The sequence below is a fragment of the Pasteurella dagmatis genome, from assembly GCF_900186835.1.
Taxonomy (GTDB): Bacteria; Pseudomonadota; Gammaproteobacteria; order Enterobacterales; family Pasteurellaceae; genus Pasteurella; species Pasteurella dagmatis.
Window position 1 is genome coordinate 426,274 of sequence record NZ_LT906448.1, and the last position, 16,368, is coordinate 442,641.

General features: G+C 39.8%; 14 protein-coding genes. 1 reads left to right on the top strand and 13 read right to left on the bottom strand.

Translation table 11 applies throughout. The features are described from left to right. Nucleotides 1–10: 10 nt before the first annotated feature. From CKV78_RS02075 to CKV78_RS02115, 9 genes are read right to left on the bottom strand one after another with little or no spacing between them, the layout of a single operon-like run. On the bottom strand, nucleotides 11–775 hold the full coding sequence (locus tag CKV78_RS02075; protein WP_005764550.1) for an NADH-quinone oxidoreductase subunit B family protein: 765 nt from the start codon (nucleotides 773–775) through the stop codon (nucleotides 11–13). Next, on the bottom strand, nucleotides 772–1,341 hold the full coding sequence (locus tag CKV78_RS02080; RefSeq protein WP_005764548.1) for a formate hydrogenlyase complex iron-sulfur subunit: 570 nt from the start codon (nucleotides 1,339–1,341) through the stop codon (nucleotides 772–774). Before CKV78_RS02080 ends, CKV78_RS02075 begins: the two co-directional genes overlap by 4 nt. Before the next feature lie 9 nt (nucleotides 1,342–1,350). Further along, on the bottom strand, nucleotides 1,351–3,075 hold the full coding sequence (locus tag CKV78_RS02085; RefSeq protein ID WP_005764546.1) for a hydrogenase large subunit: 1,725 nt from the start codon (nucleotides 3,073–3,075) through the stop codon (nucleotides 1,351–1,353). A gap of 20 nt (nucleotides 3,076–3,095) precedes the next feature. Next, on the bottom strand, nucleotides 3,096–4,622 hold the full coding sequence (locus CKV78_RS02090) for a hydrogenase 4 subunit F (protein ID WP_005764544.1): 1,527 nt from the start codon (nucleotides 4,620–4,622) through the stop codon (nucleotides 3,096–3,098). A gap of 4 nt (nucleotides 4,623–4,626) precedes the next feature. After that, nucleotides 4,627–5,274, bottom strand: a complete 648-nt coding sequence (hyfE, locus tag CKV78_RS02095) for a hydrogenase 4 membrane subunit (RefSeq protein WP_005764542.1) — start codon at nucleotides 5,272–5,274, stop codon at nucleotides 4,627–4,629. A gap of 10 nt (nucleotides 5,275–5,284) precedes the next feature. After that, on the bottom strand, nucleotides 5,285–6,727 hold the full coding sequence (locus CKV78_RS02100) for a hydrogenase 4 subunit D (RefSeq protein WP_005764540.1): 1,443 nt from the start codon (nucleotides 6,725–6,727) through the stop codon (nucleotides 5,285–5,287). Nucleotides 6,728–6,736: 9 nt separating this feature from the next. Continuing rightward, nucleotides 6,737–7,699, bottom strand: coding sequence for a respiratory chain complex I subunit 1 family protein (locus CKV78_RS02105; RefSeq protein ID WP_032855618.1), 963 nt, complete (start codon nucleotides 7,697–7,699; stop codon nucleotides 6,737–6,739). Nucleotides 7,700–7,705: 6 nt separating this feature from the next. Next, nucleotides 7,706–9,730: a hydrogenase 4 subunit B gene (hyfB, locus tag CKV78_RS02110; protein ID WP_032855617.1), complete on the bottom strand. Its 2,025-nt coding sequence runs from the start codon at nucleotides 9,728–9,730 to the stop codon at nucleotides 7,706–7,708. Between the two features lie 41 nt (nucleotides 9,731–9,771). Next, nucleotides 9,772–10,374: a 4Fe-4S dicluster domain-containing protein gene (locus CKV78_RS02115; RefSeq protein WP_005764535.1), complete on the bottom strand. Its 603-nt coding sequence runs from the start codon at nucleotides 10,372–10,374 to the stop codon at nucleotides 9,772–9,774. Nucleotides 10,375–10,770: 396 nt separating this feature from the next. On the opposite strand from CKV78_RS02115, the gene hypF reads away from it, so the two are divergent. Then, a complete protein-coding gene (gene hypF / locus CKV78_RS02120) occupies nucleotides 10,771–13,083 on the top strand; it encodes a carbamoyltransferase HypF (RefSeq protein ID WP_005764533.1) in 2,313 nt (770 codons plus the stop codon). Here hypF and hypE read toward each other — a convergent pair. The 4 genes from hypE to CKV78_RS02140 all read right to left on the bottom strand — a co-directional run bounded on the left by hypE (nucleotide 13,080) and on the right by CKV78_RS02140 (nucleotide 16,360). Then, complete coding sequence (gene hypE / locus CKV78_RS02125; protein WP_005764531.1) at nucleotides 13,080–14,093, bottom strand: hydrogenase expression/formation protein HypE; 1,014 nt, start codon at nucleotides 14,091–14,093, stop codon at nucleotides 13,080–13,082. The genes hypF and hypE overlap by 4 nt on opposite strands. An 18-nt stretch (nucleotides 14,094–14,111) precedes the next feature. Then, nucleotides 14,112–15,224, bottom strand: a complete 1,113-nt coding sequence (hypD, locus tag CKV78_RS02130; protein ID WP_005764529.1) for a hydrogenase formation protein HypD — start codon at nucleotides 15,222–15,224, stop codon at nucleotides 14,112–14,114. 8 nt (nucleotides 15,225–15,232) lie between these two features. After that, complete coding sequence (gene hypB / locus CKV78_RS02135) at nucleotides 15,233–16,021, bottom strand: hydrogenase nickel incorporation protein HypB (protein ID WP_005764528.1); 789 nt, start codon at nucleotides 16,019–16,021, stop codon at nucleotides 15,233–15,235. Between the two features lie 114 nt (nucleotides 16,022–16,135). Then, nucleotides 16,136–16,360 carry a sulfurtransferase TusA family protein gene (locus CKV78_RS02140; protein WP_005764526.1) on the bottom strand — a complete coding sequence of 75 codons (225 nt, stop codon included), beginning with the start codon at nucleotides 16,358–16,360 and terminating at the stop codon, nucleotides 16,136–16,138. Nucleotides 16,361–16,368 lie beyond the last annotated feature (8 nt).

The window sequence follows — 16,368 nt, forward strand, 5'->3', positions numbered from 1 at the left end:
TGCACCTCAATTAACCTGAAAATGGAAAACTAATTCTATGTAAGCGATGCATAATTTCACTTAATCTAGGATCGCCTTCACGTTCTAAATATTCGCCAAGGCGTACGCCAAATGGAATGTCTTCTTTTGCGGACATCATTTGTAAATAGCGATTTGCAATATCGCCACCTTGGCGATAACCGGCTAAACGTCTGGCTTCACGTTCTAATTCAATACGTAGATCCGCTGGCACAGTTGGGAAACGCACTTGCGCTTCAACATTTGGATTAGCAATTTCTTGTTTGCCTTTGAGTTTTTGATCAAGCAATCCGAGTGCCATTGCAAAACCATAAATGGTGGCTGCGGGTGTTGGTGGACAGCCTGGGATATACACATCAATTGGTACAATTTTGTCGCTACCGCCCCATACACAATATAAGTCGTGGAAGATCCCACCACTACAACCACAAGCGCCATAAGAGACACAGATTTTTGGATCGGGTGCAGCTTCATAAGCTCTTAATGCAGGTGCTAACATTGCACGAGTGACCGCTCCGGTAAACAGAAGAATATCTGCGTGGCGTGGTGAAGCGACGACTTTTATCCCGAAACGTTCTGCATCAAACACTGGTGTAATGGTACTGAAAATCTCAATTTCACAACCGTTACATCCACCACAGTCAACACGATAAACATAAGCCGAACGTTGGATATCTTTAAGTAATTTACCTTTGAGCTTGGCAATTTGTTCATCAACAGTTAAAGGTTGCACTTGGAAATTTTGGAATGAGGTCATTTGTTTTCCTCCTGTTGATAATGGGCAAATTTAGCCCCCATTACTTTGCCCATATGGCTGGTTTTATCTAGTGATAATTGACGGCGACATTCAGGACAGCAAGATAAAATGGCTTGTTGGCGTTGAATTTGCTCATCGTTTAAACCAGATTGTTTTAACAATGCAATCGTATAGTTAAGCTCTTTGTGGCTTGTGAACGGCTGGTGGCAGTTGGCACAACTTACGGTTGTAAATGTAGTTTCTTGTAATAAATCGTCTTTATTCGCAACGGCTAACTCAAAATCATTAGTTAAGCGAATGGCTTTGGTTGGGCAAACTTCTTCACAGCGACCACAGAAAATACAGCGAGCTAAAAAAAGTGACCAAGTGCGATCTCCAGTTACGGCATCAGTTCGCATTGTTAATGCATTAGCAGGGCAAGCCATCGTACAGGCAGAGCAGACTATGCATTGATCGGAATTAAATTCAGGTCTGCCACGCACATCAGGGTGAACGTCTAAGGGTTTAAACGGATATTTAACTGTGGCATCGCCAGTCTTAAAGACTGTTTTCAAAAGTTTAAACATTGTATCCCCCTATTTTAATGGCGAATTTTTACGTTCGATGCCATAGCGTTCCATTTCTTTGTAATCAATGACTTGTGCTTTACGTTTTCGAACATCGACAACGGTCACACGGTCAGTACAAGAATAGCAAGGATCGACACTACCAATAATCAATGGTGCATCAGAAACTGTATTGCCACGCAACATATAGCGAAGTACAGGCCAGTTTGCATAAGTTGCAGCACGACAACGCCAGCGGTAGAGCTTTTGGTTATCGCCTAACATTGACCAGTGAATATCTTCACCACGAGGCGCTTCAGTAATCCCTAATGCAAATTTATGTGGTTTATAAGTGAAACCTTCAGAAAGTAATGGACCTTCTGGTAAGTTATCTACCATATATTCCACCATATTCATACATTCAAAGGTTTCTTTAATACGCACACTTAAACGACCAAATACATCACAGCTGTCAGCGTGATAGGTATCAAATGGTATTTTGTCATAGCTTGAGAATGGGTGATATTTACGTACATCACGTTTAAAACCACTACCACGCACTAACGGGCCAACAGGGCTGTAATCACGTGCAATTTGGCTTTCTAAACGACCAATATTTACAGTGCGCTGTTTCATATTTGGAGTGTTTAAGAGAATATCAATCAGTTCCGTAAAACCTTGACGCATTTCGCGAATTAATTGAATACAGGTATTGCGTTGCTCTTTGAGAATGTCGCGACGAATACCTCCGATTAAGTTAATACCGTAAGTTTTACGTGCTCCAGTGAGAATTTCAGCTAAGGTCATTGATTTTTCACGTACACGGAAGAATTGCATAAAGCCAGTATCAAAACCAACGAAGTGGCTTGATAATCCAATATTTAACATATGGCTGTGTAAACGTTCGACTTCTAACAATAACGCACGAATCCATTGAGCACGTTCTGGTACTATAAGACCCAGTGCATTTTCAACGGAATTAGCATAAGCAACACTATGTGTAAAACCACAAATTCCACAAACGCGGTCAGCAAGGAAGGTGACTTGATCATAATCCATTCGTGTTTCCGCGAGTTTTTCCATTCCACGATGCACGTAGAACAATCGGTAATCAGCATCGACAATATCTTCCCCGTCCACGAATAAACGAAAATGTCCCGGTTCGTCAGACGTAATGTGTAATGGACCAACTGGAACAATGCGACCTTCGCCCTTTTCATTGATAAATTCGTATGTTTCTGTTTCAGTAGTCGGTTCAGGACGTAAACGGTAGTCCATCGAGTCTTTGCGTAAAGGGTAGAGACCATCAGGCCAGTCATCTGGTAATACTAAGCGGCGTTCGTCAGGTAATCCCACAGGAATAAGCCCATACATATCGCGAACTTCACGTTCTCCCCAAACTGCAGCTGGCACTCTTGGTGTGACAGATGGATATTCAAGCGTGTTGGCATCGACTAATGCTTTAATCACTACCCAACTTTTAATATCGCCTTCCATTGATAAAACATAATAGACCGCATAGTGACCATTAAGTGCTCTTTCATCGTTACCGAACAGCACAGAAAGCCAACCATTATTTTCGTAATAAAGCCATTCTACGACTTCAGGTAACATATTGGTTTTAATCGTTAAAGTGACTTGATCATCTGTTGACCATTCTTCCTCTAAAATCGTATTTGGAAATTTTTGTGCAAGTGCGGCAACATAGTTTTTTCCGATTTGTTGACCGACAACCGCATTTTGATTTAACTCCATTGTTTCCTCCTAATGCCGATCTATTGATTTAATGGTAACCAAGGTAATAATGCATCAGTTAATGTGGCATTGTTTTGTCCTAGAACAATATTTACTGCGGAAGTAAGTAATTGCAGTATCGGCTCACAAAGATACAAGCCAAACATTAACATTAAGCCAAGCAAGGCAGCCATTGGAACGATTGTAATAATAGAAAATTCACCAGTTTCAATATGCTCTGGTTTCTCACCAAGTACAGTATTTAATACCATTTTTGCAAGCGCTGCTAATACGATAGTGAGCAAGATTAAGCAGAAGATCATTAAGCCTATATGACCAGTTGTAATTCCTGCTGTCACTAGAGCCAATTCACTGATAAATAAGTTAAATGGTGGTACGCCACTCAATGCAAGCGCACCGCCGGCAAATAATACAGCAGTAATTGGCATTGTTTTCCACAAGCCTTTGATATCTTGCATATCACGACTGTGATATTTCACTAAAATGTTTCCTGATGCACAGAATAATAAGGTTTTCGCTAAACTGTGGTTTATGGTATGTAGTAGTCCAGCAAAGACACCGAGTGGACCACCAATACCAAAACCTACTGCAATTAAACCCATATTTTCAATACTTGAGTAAGCGAGTAAGCGTTTGATATCACGTTGTGCAATGATAAATAAGGCCGCTATAGCTACAGAAATAATACCGAAGATGAGCAATAGATTTTGTGCAAATTCAGGACCGACTGCTTTATTGGTGAGAATGTAGTAACGTAACACGACTAACATTGCACAATTTAGTAATATTCCTGAAAGAATCGCACTAACAGGGCTTGGGGCCTCACTGTGCGCATCGGGTAACCAAGTGTGCATTGGGAATAACCCGCATTTTGTACCAAACCCGATAAGAATAAATATAAAAGCAAGATGAATTAAATGTGGATCAAGTGCGGTCGCATTTTCATTAATTTTTGTCCAGAAAATTGCTTGTTCAGGATCTGCTAGAATGTTGCTTGCATCGGCGAAAACAAGCAAGGTACCGTATAAGCCGAATGCTACCCCAACAGAACAAATAATGATGTATTTCCAAGCGGCTTCTAGAGAGGTACGTTTACCATAAGCACCCACTAAGAAAGCGGAACTTAAGGTTGTCGCTTCAATGCCCACCCACATCACAACGATGTTGTTTGTCATTACAGAAAGTAGCATTGTGAAGAAGAAAAGATGGAAGAAACCGTAATAATTACCGTATTGTTGTTCGTTAAACTCACCTAATTCCAACTCTTTTTTCATATAACCAATGGAATAAAGACCTGCTAATAAACCGACAATACCAATGATTCCCACAAAAATAGCTGACAAGCTATCAACATAAAACCAGTGTCCTTCTGTGCTGAGAGCGCCCTGAGAAAGGACATCAGCGCCCAGTTTGAGTGAAAAAAGTGCGGTCAGAATTAAGCCAGTTATGTGTAAACTCGTACTGAGATTTTGACTATTAATCCGCGCAGCTACAAAGCAAGCTAGGGCAATTAGTAATGGTGCAAGTAATAAGATGTTAATCCACATAATCTTACCCCTTCAACTCTGAGAGATCGTTAGCATCCAAGCTATTGATCTTTTTATAAATTTTATTAACTAAGACTACCATAATCACAATGGCAAAAATCGCATCGGTTGAGATACCAATTTCAACTAATTCAGGTGCTTTATGTCCTAGCAAGGCTAAGCTGAGATGTGCGCCGTTCTCCATTAAGCAGTAGCCGAATACCTGTTTGAGTAAATGGCGTTGTGACACGATACAAAGCAAGCCTAAGAAGAAATGGGAGAATGAAACAGCAAATGCAGGTTTCACATTTTCAATAATGGCTAAGTTAATTGGCTCAACAATTAAGTAACTGACGATCATAATCACTGGGAAAATCGGAATCAGCCACGCTTTATTTACGCCGTCTGCAAAATCATTTTCAGGCAGTTTGCGTGCCATATAGAAAATCAATGCTGGCACTAAAACCACTTTGGTGAAGAACGCTGAAATCGACCACATATATAATTCGTGAGCATTCATTGCTTTTGCGAGGAAGTAGAAAAGTGCAACAAGCACGAGAGATTGAACTGCATAGCTAATCGCCGCACTTTTTACCGTTTTGGTATAAATCACGATGACCGAGGTAAAAATCAGCAAGCCGGCTAAACTATTGATCAGAGCTAAATTCATCATTATTCCCCCCTTAACTTAACCACCAAGCGGCAATTGCACTTGATAACACTGACATCACCATCAATACGATTAAGACTATCGCCATTGATTTTGGTAAGGTTTGTGCATCTAAAACGTCTTGTGACGGTTCGCCAATTACACATTGTCCGAATTTGTATAACAACCACACAAAGGTCGCGATTGATTCAATGAGTGCTAAAATAATCAACGGCATTACCCACGCATATTCTTGGCTGACTTCAAAACCTGCGGCAAATAACGGGAATTTACTGAAGAATCCGTTAAATGGTGGCACACCTGCAATAGCAAGCGTTGCGACACCAAAGCCTGTGCCGATGAGTGGCATTGTGCGCATAATTCCTTGTAAACGAGGCATTAGGCGAGTTCCTGTGCTATAACTCAACGCACCAGCCACAAGGAAGAATAAGCTTTTGGCGAAAGCGTGGTTGAAGATATAAACAATTGCTGCAATGAAGGCGAGTTTTGAATTAAATACCGCGAGAGATAAGCCGATAAAAATGTAAGCTAATTGTGTGATGGTGGAATAAGCCAATAAACGTTTTAAGTCGTGTTGTGGCAAATACATAAAGAAGCCGTAAATTAGCGTTATCATCGCCATAATTAAGCCAATGACACCGATAATTTCTGGAATTTCACCCGCAGAATAAACCGCCCTTGCAAAAATATACACCCCAACTTTGACCATTGATGCAGCGTGTAAATACGCACTGACAGGGGTTGGCGCTTCCATTGCGTTTGGTAACCAAATTTGTAACGGCATTTGCGCTGATTTACCCCAAGCAGCAAGCATAATGCCGAGTAACACACAGATTTTTGCATCTGGAGATAAAGTGGCGAGTGTTGCGATTGAGAATGTACCGCTTTGGCTAAATAAATAAGCGGCTGCAAAATAAAGCCCTAACGCACCAATATGGGTGAGAATTAACGCTTTCATTGCTGCGGCTTTGGCTTTTGGTGTTTGGTAGTAACTGATTAATCCCCAAGAACAAGCCCCTGTAATCTCGAAGAAAAAGAGTTGTCCAATTAAGGTAGAAGAAAAAACAAGTCCTGCCATTGCACCGATGAAAATCAGTAAGAAGGCATAAAAACGTGGTTTCCCTGCGTGTGGGTGTTCTTTATTTTGTTCAGTGAGATAACCGCAAGAATAGAGGCAAATTAAGAAACCAAGCACGACAACAGCAAAGCCAATCAATGTGCTGACTTCATCAAGGGTGATTCCCCAGATGACTATATGCCCAAAACTAATGATGTCGTAAGTCACTGGAATGCGACCATTAGCGTGCCAACTTAATGCAATGAGCAAGACACCGACTGAGCTGATTAAGGCAACGAGTGTGGCAAATTTTGCAAACTTATCGCGAACAACCGGCAAGCCAGTCACAAATGCACCAAGGAACGGTAAGATAATGGTTATCAGTGTTAAACTTTCCATATGTTCCCCCTATAAGCCTACCAAATAAAAGACGAAGGCTAAAACCGACACGCCAAATCCGATAACAGTAATTTTGCCTGTTAACATAAAGCGTAAGCGAGCAAGGCTGTTTTCAAACACGCAAGCAATCACATAAAGTGCGGTCAATTTTAAGAAGAAAAATAACATACCGAATAAAATCGCACTTGAAGTGAATTCTGCGGCTGCACCATAAGGTAGAACAACGCTTGCAAAGATCGCAGCAACAACCATTTGTTTTAAACTTAAACCGACTTTAATGATGGCAAAAGAGGGACCTGAATATTCTGTTAATGGACCTTCTTGTAGTTCTTGTTCTGCTTCGGCTAAGTCAAATGGGATTTTTCCCATTTCAATAAAGACTGAAAAAGCCAACGCAATTGCTGCGATTAAGGCTGAAAATGGTGTCGCAAGTTGATGTGATGCAATAGTATTGCTCATCACGCCAAAGTGAGTAGAGCCAACGCCTAAGGCGATCACTAACAAACTTAACATTAATGTTGGTTCAACCAAGACACCTAATGTTACTTCTCGGCTTGCCCCGATCCCTGCAAAAGAGCTGTTAGAATCAAGACCGGCAATAGAGAAGAAGAAACGGAATAACGCAAAGAGATAAATAACCGTGATTAAATCGCCTAAGCCACCAATGGGTGAATAGCGAGTGAATAACGGTAATCCCATTGCAATCACTAATACGCTACCTACAAGCACATAAGGCATCACTTGAGATACCATTCCGGCAGCTTCTGGTGCGATATTTTGTCGTTTCATTAATTTCACAATATCACGATAGTCTTGCAATAAACCCGGTCCACGACGAGACTGGATTCTTGCTCGGATCATTCGTGATAAACCTGAATAAAATGGTGCTAACAACAATAACAATACAGCTTGAAAAATGCCGAAGATCCACATCGTCATTGATGTCATTATTTCATTTGGAATCGTCATCATTTCCCCCTATTTCATTATTGTTAAGCTAAGTAGCAGCAGAGCTAATGCAACAACAAAATATAAGCAATACATGCGGAAGTCTCCACGTTGCAACCAACGGACTTTTTCCGCTAAACGTGGAATTTGATAGCCTAATGGCATAGTCACTTTTTCTTCCCAGACAGGTTCGACTTTTGTCGAAATAGTAATACTTTGATCAATCACTTTTTGACTAATCCCACCAAGTGATAAGCGTTCGCGTAGGGTATAAAGTGGTTTAAAGATAAAGCGTAGTGGTCGAGTAAAGTTGCCTGATGAAAGGCTCATATCGCTTTCATATTCATAGCCACAAGCCCAAGGGGTACCTTTGTTTTGATCAGGTAGGCGGCTTGGTTTCGTGTAAGCATAATAGACAAATGGAAGTGCGATACTTGCGATCAACATAATCGCAATCATTGGTGTTGATAAGACGGTTGAGGCATTTTCACTTGTCATCACAAAGCCTTTTTCTGCGATAGTGAAGCTGTCTGTTTGTGCAAGTGCGGTCGAAATATTAAGAATTATTGGTGCTACAACTGAGGCACCGATACCTAACAAGATACAAAGTGTAGCTAAGATTGCCATTGCTACCCACATTGTTTTTGGTACTTCTCGTGCTTCTGCTGCTTTTTCGCTACGAGGTGCGCCAGAAAAGCTAATACCATAGACTTTTACAAAACAAAGTGCAGCTAATGCGCCAGTTAATGCTAGCATAATAATTGCGACAGGGGCTAGGCAGCGGAGAATGAAGTAGTCGCTTTGGCTTAGGTTAAATAGCGCTTGATAAGTAAACCATTCACTCACAAATCCGTTGAATGGTGGCAGTGCCGAAATTGCCATTGTACCGATCAAGAAACAAAGTGCGGTATAAGGCATTAATTTTCCGAGCCCACCCATTAAGTCCATATCTTTAGTATGTAGGCGATACATAATTGAGCCAGCACCTAAGAAGAGTAAGCCTTTGAAAATCGCGTGGTTGAGTAAGTGGTAAAGTCCGCCTAAAAAACCAATTGCTGCGAGTACTGGTTCGTTGATTGCCATTCCAATCATACCAACGCCCACACCCATCATAATGATACCTACGTTTTCAACAGTGTGGTAAGCAAGTAGGCGTTTTATATCGTGTTCGGCAATTGCGTAAAGCACGCCAAGTACAGAAGAAATTGCACCGACACAAAGAACGATAACGCCAAACCAAGGGTTGCTTGCGTGTAATAAATCAACGCCAACTTTAATAATCCCGAAGATACCAATTTTTACCATTACTCCAGACATTAACGCAGAGGCATGTGATGGCGCAGCAGGGTGAGCTTGAGGTAACCAACCGTGTAATGGCACCATACCGGCTTTAGCACCAAAACCTAAAAATGCGAGGAGGAAAATTGTGAATGCGGTAGGGGAGGAGAAAGTGGTTTGACGGAAGGATTCAAATTCAAGACTGCCCGTTTCCCGATAACAGAGGAAGAACGCAATCATGATAAGCACCGAACCAGCGTGAGCAATAAAGAAGTAGAGTAAGCCCGCATTGATCGCTTTTTTATCTTGTTCAGTCAATACAAGGAAGTAAGAAGCTAAAGACATTAGCTCAAAGAACACTAAGAACCAAAATGCATTATCTGCGGTAACTACTGCAATCATAGAAGCAATAAAGAGATTCATAAAAAATCCCATGCTACCAGCACCTTTTCCTATATATTCTTTTACGTAGTCAAGGGAATAAATTGCGCTTACAATCACTAACAATGAGATGACAAACACCATAAATGCATTTAAACCATCTAATTGGATAACGTAGTTAGCGAAAACATAAGGTGTACTGATTGTATAGTTTTCGATGCCTCCTTTGAGCAAAATGCTAAGGCTCGATAGCAACCCTATTATTCCACCTGCAATACTCGAAAAGCCAGCAATGCGAATTGATTTTAATTCGTCAGCACGCCATTTCAGTGATACAAAAGCCCCTATCGTATAAGTTCCTAAGGAAAGGAGGAGCAACATAATTGAATAACTCATAATTCACTCCATTAACGAAGATGAAAATGATAAATGTCGTATTATCGAAGATGAAGGTGTTGAGCAGCTTCAAGTTCTGTTTCACGTTTTTTATAACTGACGTTTTCAATTCCTTTGTTGTCAATTAAAAATAACGTTTTGGTTGGACAAGATTGAATACAAGCAGGCCCTTCTTTGCGGAAATAGCATAAATCACATTTCACTGCGACAGCTTTGACACCCGGTTGCCACGCAAGCGTTTCATTTAATTGGCTGTTATCTGGTGAAACACGAGGATCGCGGTTAAAGGCTTCTTTAAAACTAAAGTGCTCATAATAACTCGGTGCATTAACCGCTTTGCTGCCGCAAGGTGTAATTGCACCAAATGGACAAGCAATTGCACAAAGTTTACAACCAATACAGAGGCTTTCGTTGAGTTGGATAGTACGATCGACTTGTTTGATAGCATTTACTGGACAAACAGTCGCACAAGGTGCATCATCACAATGATGGCAGACTAAAGGCGCGGTAACATCATCATTACGCATTAAAGTCAATCTTGGATGAGATTGTAATCCAAATGCTTCATGAACTTCACTACACGCAGCAAGACAAGTGTTACAACCGATGCAATCACTGGGATCTGCAATGACAAAACGGTTCATATTCTCCCCCTAATTTATTGCTAGTAAAATAACAAAAATAACCTTTGATTTTAAAAGGATACTCCTTTTATATATTCACCAATAGTTATAATTAAAATTTTTTTGATTCATATCAATAAAATAATTAGATTAAAAAACAAATGGTTATATTTAAAATATATTATATATTATGAAAATATTATTTGTATGTAATATTGATTATGTAAGGTATTGAATATAAACAATATTTTTTATTCTTTTTTATATTGTTTTCTATTTATCAATAGCTTATATATAAATATGAAGTAACTTTAGGAAATATGGAAAAATAATATTTTCTTAATGAGATAAATAGAGAAAAATATAAAGTAACTTTAGGAAAATAATATAAAGTTACTTTAGGATTTTGGGGGCGAGATGGAAAATATTCTGTTTTATGGCGTAGAAATTCGTGTAAAAGGTAAAGTTCAAGGGGTTGGTTTTCGTCCTTTTGTGTGGTTGTTAGCACAAAAATACCAATTTATTGGCGATGTGAATAATGATGGTGAAGGGGTGCTAATTCGATTATTGATGGAAGAAACGGCTCAGAATCATACTGCACTTTTGGATTTTTTACAGGATTTATATCAACAATGTCCGCCTTTAGCGCATATTAATGAAGCTATTTATACTTGGAAAAATTGGGACGATTTATCTTCTACTACTGAATTTGTGATTCGAGAAAGCGAAAATAGTCAAATGGATACGCAAATTGTGCCTGATGCCGCAACTTGTGCTGCTTGTCTTGATGATCTTTTTAATCCTCACAATCGCCGTTTTCATTATCCTTTTACTAACTGTACTCACTGTGGTCCTCGTTTTACCATCATTCGTAAAATCCCTTATGATCGCCCGAATACCTCAATGAGCCATTTCTCGTTTTGTCCAACTTGCGAAAAGGAATATAAAAATCCTGCGGATCGCCGTTTTCACGCTCAACCGAACGCTTGTGATCATTGCGGACCATACACTTGGTTAACTGATGGCACACAAATTCTAGCAGAAAAAGAGACCGCACTTAGTTTGGCTGTGAGCTACTTACAACAAGGTAAAATTGTTGCAGTAAAAGGCATTGGTGGTTTTCATTTATCTTGTGATGCTACTAACTCACGAGCCATTCAACTGCTACGGCAACGCAAGCAACGAGCAACAAAGCCATTAGCCATTATGGTGCCGAGCATTGATTGGCTAAAAAATCTAAGTACAGAAGAAAAGGATTTATTACAGAGTAGTGCAGCACCTATTGTGTTATTAGCTAAAGAGAAAGTGTCTCAAGTTTGTGGTGAAATTGCACCACACTTAAACGAAATTGGTGTGATGTTGCCAAGTAACCCACTACAACATTTATTGTTGAGACAAATTCAAACTCCATTGGTAATGACATCAGCAAATCAGCGGGGATTGCCTCCCGTATTAGATAATCAAAGAGCATTCAAAGAATTGGCGAGTTTAGCGGATTATTGGTTATTACATAATCGAGATATTTTACAACGAGCAGATGATTCTTTAGCACGAGTGGCTTTTGATGGTGTAGAAATTTTACGACGTGCACGAGGTTATGTGCCGGATGAACTAGCGTTAAATATAAAAAATAATCAGAATATTCTGGCGTTAGGTGCAGATTTGAAAAATACTTTTTGTTTATTGAAAGGGGATAAAGTCGTAGTAACACAACATTTGGGCGATGCGGATAATGAACAAATTCAACAACAAATTAGCACCAACATTGCGTTATTCCAACAGCTCTATCAGTTTGCTCCGAAAAAAATTATAGTCGATGCGCACCCAGATTATTTTACTCACACTTTAGGGCAATACTTAGCACAAAAAGCCAACGTGACTTGTCATGCTGTATTACATCATCACGCACATATAATGGCAGTACTCGCAGAGCATCAAAGAGCAGAAGAAAAAGTGATTGGATTAGCATTAGACGGCATTGGTATGGGTGAAGAGCAATTATGGGGTGGTGAATGTTTGCTAGTAGAAAAAGTTGATTGCAAGCATTTAGGTGGCTTGCCAGCAGTGGCTTGGCTAGGTGGTAACTTAGCCGCGAAACAGCCTTGGCGTAATTTATTGGCGCATTTTGAGCAATTTGTACCAAACTGGCAGAGTTATCCTGAATCCGAATTTATTTTAGTTCAACCTTGGCAAGCTTTATTACAAGCTAAAGCAAAAGGGATTAATGCACCATTAGTTTCTTCTGCTGGGCGTTTATTTGATGCAATGTCCTGTGCTTTGGGACTACATCAAACTCAAATCAGTTGGGAGGGGGAGGCCGCTTGTCATTTAGAAGCCTTAGCTTGGCAATATCAGCGTGCTCATTCTGAAAACGTAAAAAGAGCGGTGGATTTTAACGAAATTTCTTCTTTGTTGACTGAAAATAACCAAATTGATTTAAGCCAATTATGGAAAATTTGGTTAACTCATCAAGGAGATACAGCACAAAAAGCTTGGTTATTTCATCGTTTATTAGCCAAAGCTTTTGCCGAGTTAGCCTTAAAACAAGCGAATCAACATCAAGTGCAAACTGTTGTACTCTCGGGAGGCGTTTGCCATAACCAATTATTACGTTATTGGTTACGCCAAGATCTTGCTCAACTGGAAGTATTAAGTGCCCATCAATATCCAATGGGCGATGGTGGAGTTGCTTTAGGGCAAGCGGTTATTGGGGCAATGTTGGCGGATTAACAAATGCGAGGAAGTGGTTCGTTAGTCGGTAAATCTAATAAACGACTTTGCCCAAAAGAGCCAATAAGTCGTACTTTTTGAACAGAAATCACTTCGCCAATACAAGCCGCTTGTGCGCCTAAAGGATGAGAACGAAGTGCGGTCAAAATTTCAGGTGTTTGTTCAGCGGAAGCCACGATGACTAATTTCCCTTCATTGGCAAAATTCAAGGCATCTAAACCTAATAATTCACAAATCCCACGCACCTCTTGTCGAATTGGCAGTTTGTCTTGGTAGATTTGCATTCCTTTTTGACTGGCTTGGGCAAACTCGTGTAATACAGCATTCACCCCACCACGAGTGGCATCACGTAAGGTTTTGACCCCAGAAATAGAACGAATACAATCAATCAGTGGAGTTAAAACGGTACAATCACTGCATAAATCAGTTTGAATCCCTAAGTTTTCCCGTAAGTTGAGAATAGTCGCACCATGATCGCCCAAAGTCCCCGTCACAATAATTTGATCGCCTACTTCAATTTGGTTCATTCCCCAATGAATTGTTGAAGGAATGACACCGATACCGCTGGTATTAATGAAGATTTTATCCACTGCACCTTTTGGAACAACTTTAGTATCACCGGTTACAATTTGAATACCTGCCTGTGCTGCGGTTTTTGCCATTGAATGGATAATTTGTTCTAAATCAGAGAGGTCAAGCCCTTCTTCTAAAATAAAACCACAGGATAAGAATTGAGGAATAGCACCACTCACAGCCACATCATTAACCGTTCCACACACTGCTAATTTACCGATATTGCCACCTGGAAAAAAAATCGGATCGATGACAAAGCTGTCAGTGCTAAACGCCAATTTTTCACCTTGAGCAAAAGCAGTTAAAGGCAAGCGTGCTTGATCCTCATTTTCCGCTAAGAAGGTATTATAAAAAGCCTTCATAAAATAAGTTTGGATCAGCTGTTGCATTAATGCACCACCATTGCCATGTGCCATACGAATTCGATTTTCTTGCATTTTTTATTCCCTTAATTACTACTCTCGACAATATTGATAATAAGCGGAACAAGCGCCTTCTGATGACACCATTAATGCCCCATAAGCACTGTCTGGATTGCAGCGTTTAGCAAATAACGGGCAATCTTTGGGTTTGCATTGTCCTGTTAACACCTCGCCACAACGAGCTTGCGGATCATCAGCTACTTGTTGCGGTTTGACTGAGAATGCCTTTTCTGCATCAAAACATTGATAAGCGAGTGTGAGTTCTACACCAGATTCAGGGATTTCGCCTAGCCCACGCCACTCGCTAGCTTGGCGTAGTTGAAACACCTCTTGCATTGCTTTTTGTGCAATCTGATTGCCTTCCGTTTGTACAATCCGTTTATATTGGTTTTCAATTTCACAACGTCCGTCAACGAATTGCTCTACCAACATTACAATGGCTTGCAAAATATCCAATGGTTCAAAACCTGTAATCACAAAGGGTTTATGAAAACGATCTACTAGTTCTTGGTAAGGTGTTGCACCAATAATCATACTGACGTGACCGGGCGCAATAAAGCCGTCAATAAGCACATGTTCTTGAGTCAACAACTGGCGAAGTGTCGGAATAATGGTAATGTTTTGGCAAACAATAAAGAAGTTATGAATTTGTTGGTGTTTAGCTTCTTGCAAAGTAATTGCAGTACTTGGCATTGTTGTTTCAAAACCCAAAGAAAAGAAAACAACTTTTTTATCTGGATTTTGTTTAGCAAGATTAAGGGCATCAAGAGGGGAATAAACAATTCGCACATCAGCTCCTTCACTTTTCGCATCAAGCAAAGAACCTAATCGCCCTTTCACACGCATAGCATCACCAAAAGTACAAAAAATTACATTTGGTTGGTGAGCTATTTCTAAGCATACATCAATGCGTCCCATTGGTAATACACAAACAGGGCAACCGGGACCGTGAATAAATTCAATATTTTCAGGGAGTAATTTATCTAAGCCAAATTTAAAAATAGTATGAGTATGCCCGCCACAAACTTCCATTAAATACAAAGGTCTTGATTTGCTAAAGTGCGGTAGTTTTTGTATTAATTTTTGTAAGCGATCCAACAATTGGCGGGCAATAACAGGATCTCGGAACTCATCGACGAACTGCATAACAACGCCTATTTATGTTGTTTTAACCACGCTAACCAGCGATCCATTCCTTCGCCACTTGTGGCTGAAAGGCAAAATATTTCAATATTCGGATTTACTTGTTTTGCATAAGCAATGCATTTATCTAAATCAAAGTTGAGATAAGGTAACAAATCAATTTTATTAATAATCATCAGTTGAGCTGCTGCAAACATATGCGGATATTTAAGCGGTTTATCTTCCCCTTCGGTTACTGATAAAATAGCCACTTTAGTAAATTCACCCAAATCAAATTCAGCTGGACAAACTAAATTGCCGACGTTTTCAATAAATACAAAGCTATTTTGTTGCGGTTGTAATTTTTCTAAGGCTTGCGTAATCATTTTAGCATCTAAATGGCAGCCTTTACCCGTATTAATTTGTAGTGCTTGTACACCTGTTTCACGAATGCGTTGAGCATCATTTTCGGTTTGTTGATCTCCCTCAATAACATAACAAAGTTCAGTGTGTTTTAACTGTGAAAGCGTTGTAGTTAATAAGGTGGTTTTTCCAGAACCGGGGCTTGATACTAAATTAAGTGCAAGAATTTGATTTTTTTTGAAGAATTGACGGTTAATTTCCGCAAATTGGTTATTTTCACCGAGCACATCTTGTTCAATTTTTAATAAGCGGGTTTCAGTATCATTATTTGTTGCCATTGGGCTAAAGGTGGATAGAGTCAAGTGCGGTTGATTTTGAGAAAGTTTTGGCTCGTTATGGTGATGAGGCAATGCACCGATACGTACTTCGCCAGTACCACAACCACAGGTTGTACACATAAGCTATCTCCTCTGAATGAGCGTCTTTATGATTGATGTATTATTAAACAACAATTTATCACTAGAGGATGTGATCTTGATCAGAATTTTAGGGAAAAGTGAAATTTATTGATTTTATTCTTTTTTTATTACTAAGCTGTAATCAAGTGATGTCTGTTGAATAGGATTGAGAATTTTATAACCTTCTTTTTCACATAACAGAGCTACATCTTGATAGGAGGTTTGCGAGGCTAATTTCAGGGTAAGTTGGCTATTTTGAGGTAAGTTAGCGAGCGCTTTTTTGGCCATTAATAGTGGAATTGGGCAAGTAAAATGCGTCAGATCTAACTCGTAATTCATTTTATTTG

Bases quoted from the DNA above. Each gene is read 5' to 3' on its own strand.
- CKV78_RS02075 (WP_005764550.1), bottom strand. From the start codon at position 775: ATGACCTCATTCCAAAATTTCCAAGTGCAACCTTTAACTGTTGATGAA.
- CKV78_RS02080 (WP_005764548.1), bottom strand. From the start codon at position 1,341: ATGTTTAAACTTTTGAAAACAGTCTTTAAGACTGGCGATGCCACAGTT.
- CKV78_RS02085 (WP_005764546.1), bottom strand. From the start codon at position 3,075: ATGGAGTTAAATCAAAATGCGGTTGTCGGTCAACAAATCGGAAAAAAC.
- CKV78_RS02090 (WP_005764544.1), bottom strand. From the start codon at position 4,622: ATGTGGATTAACATCTTATTACTTGCACCATTACTAATTGCCCTAGCT.
- hyfE (WP_005764542.1), bottom strand. From the start codon at position 5,274: ATGATGAATTTAGCTCTGATCAATAGTTTAGCCGGCTTGCTGATTTTT.
- CKV78_RS02100 (WP_005764540.1), bottom strand. From the start codon at position 6,727: ATGGAAAGTTTAACACTGATAACCATTATCTTACCGTTCCTTGGTGCA.
- CKV78_RS02105 (WP_032855618.1), bottom strand. From the start codon at position 7,699: ATGATGACGATTCCAAATGAAATAATGACATCAATGACGATGTGGATC.
- hyfB (WP_032855617.1), bottom strand. From the start codon at position 9,730: ATGAGTTATTCAATTATGTTGCTCCTCCTTTCCTTAGGAACTTATACG.
- CKV78_RS02115 (WP_005764535.1), bottom strand. From the start codon at position 10,374: ATGAACCGTTTTGTCATTGCAGATCCCAGTGATTGCATCGGTTGTAAC.
- hypF (WP_005764533.1), top strand. From the start codon at position 10,771: ATGGAAAATATTCTGTTTTATGGCGTAGAAATTCGTGTAAAAGGTAAA.
- hypE (WP_005764531.1), bottom strand. From the start codon at position 14,093: ATGCAAGAAAATCGAATTCGTATGGCACATGGCAATGGTGGTGCATTA.
- hypD (WP_005764529.1), bottom strand. From the start codon at position 15,224: ATGCAGTTCGTCGATGAGTTCCGAGATCCTGTTATTGCCCGCCAATTG.
- hypB (WP_005764528.1), bottom strand. From the start codon at position 16,021: ATGTGTACAACCTGTGGTTGTGGTACTGGCGAAGTACGTATCGGTGCA.
- CKV78_RS02140 (WP_005764526.1), bottom strand. From the start codon at position 16,360: ATGAATTACGAGTTAGATCTGACGCATTTTACTTGCCCAATTCCACTA.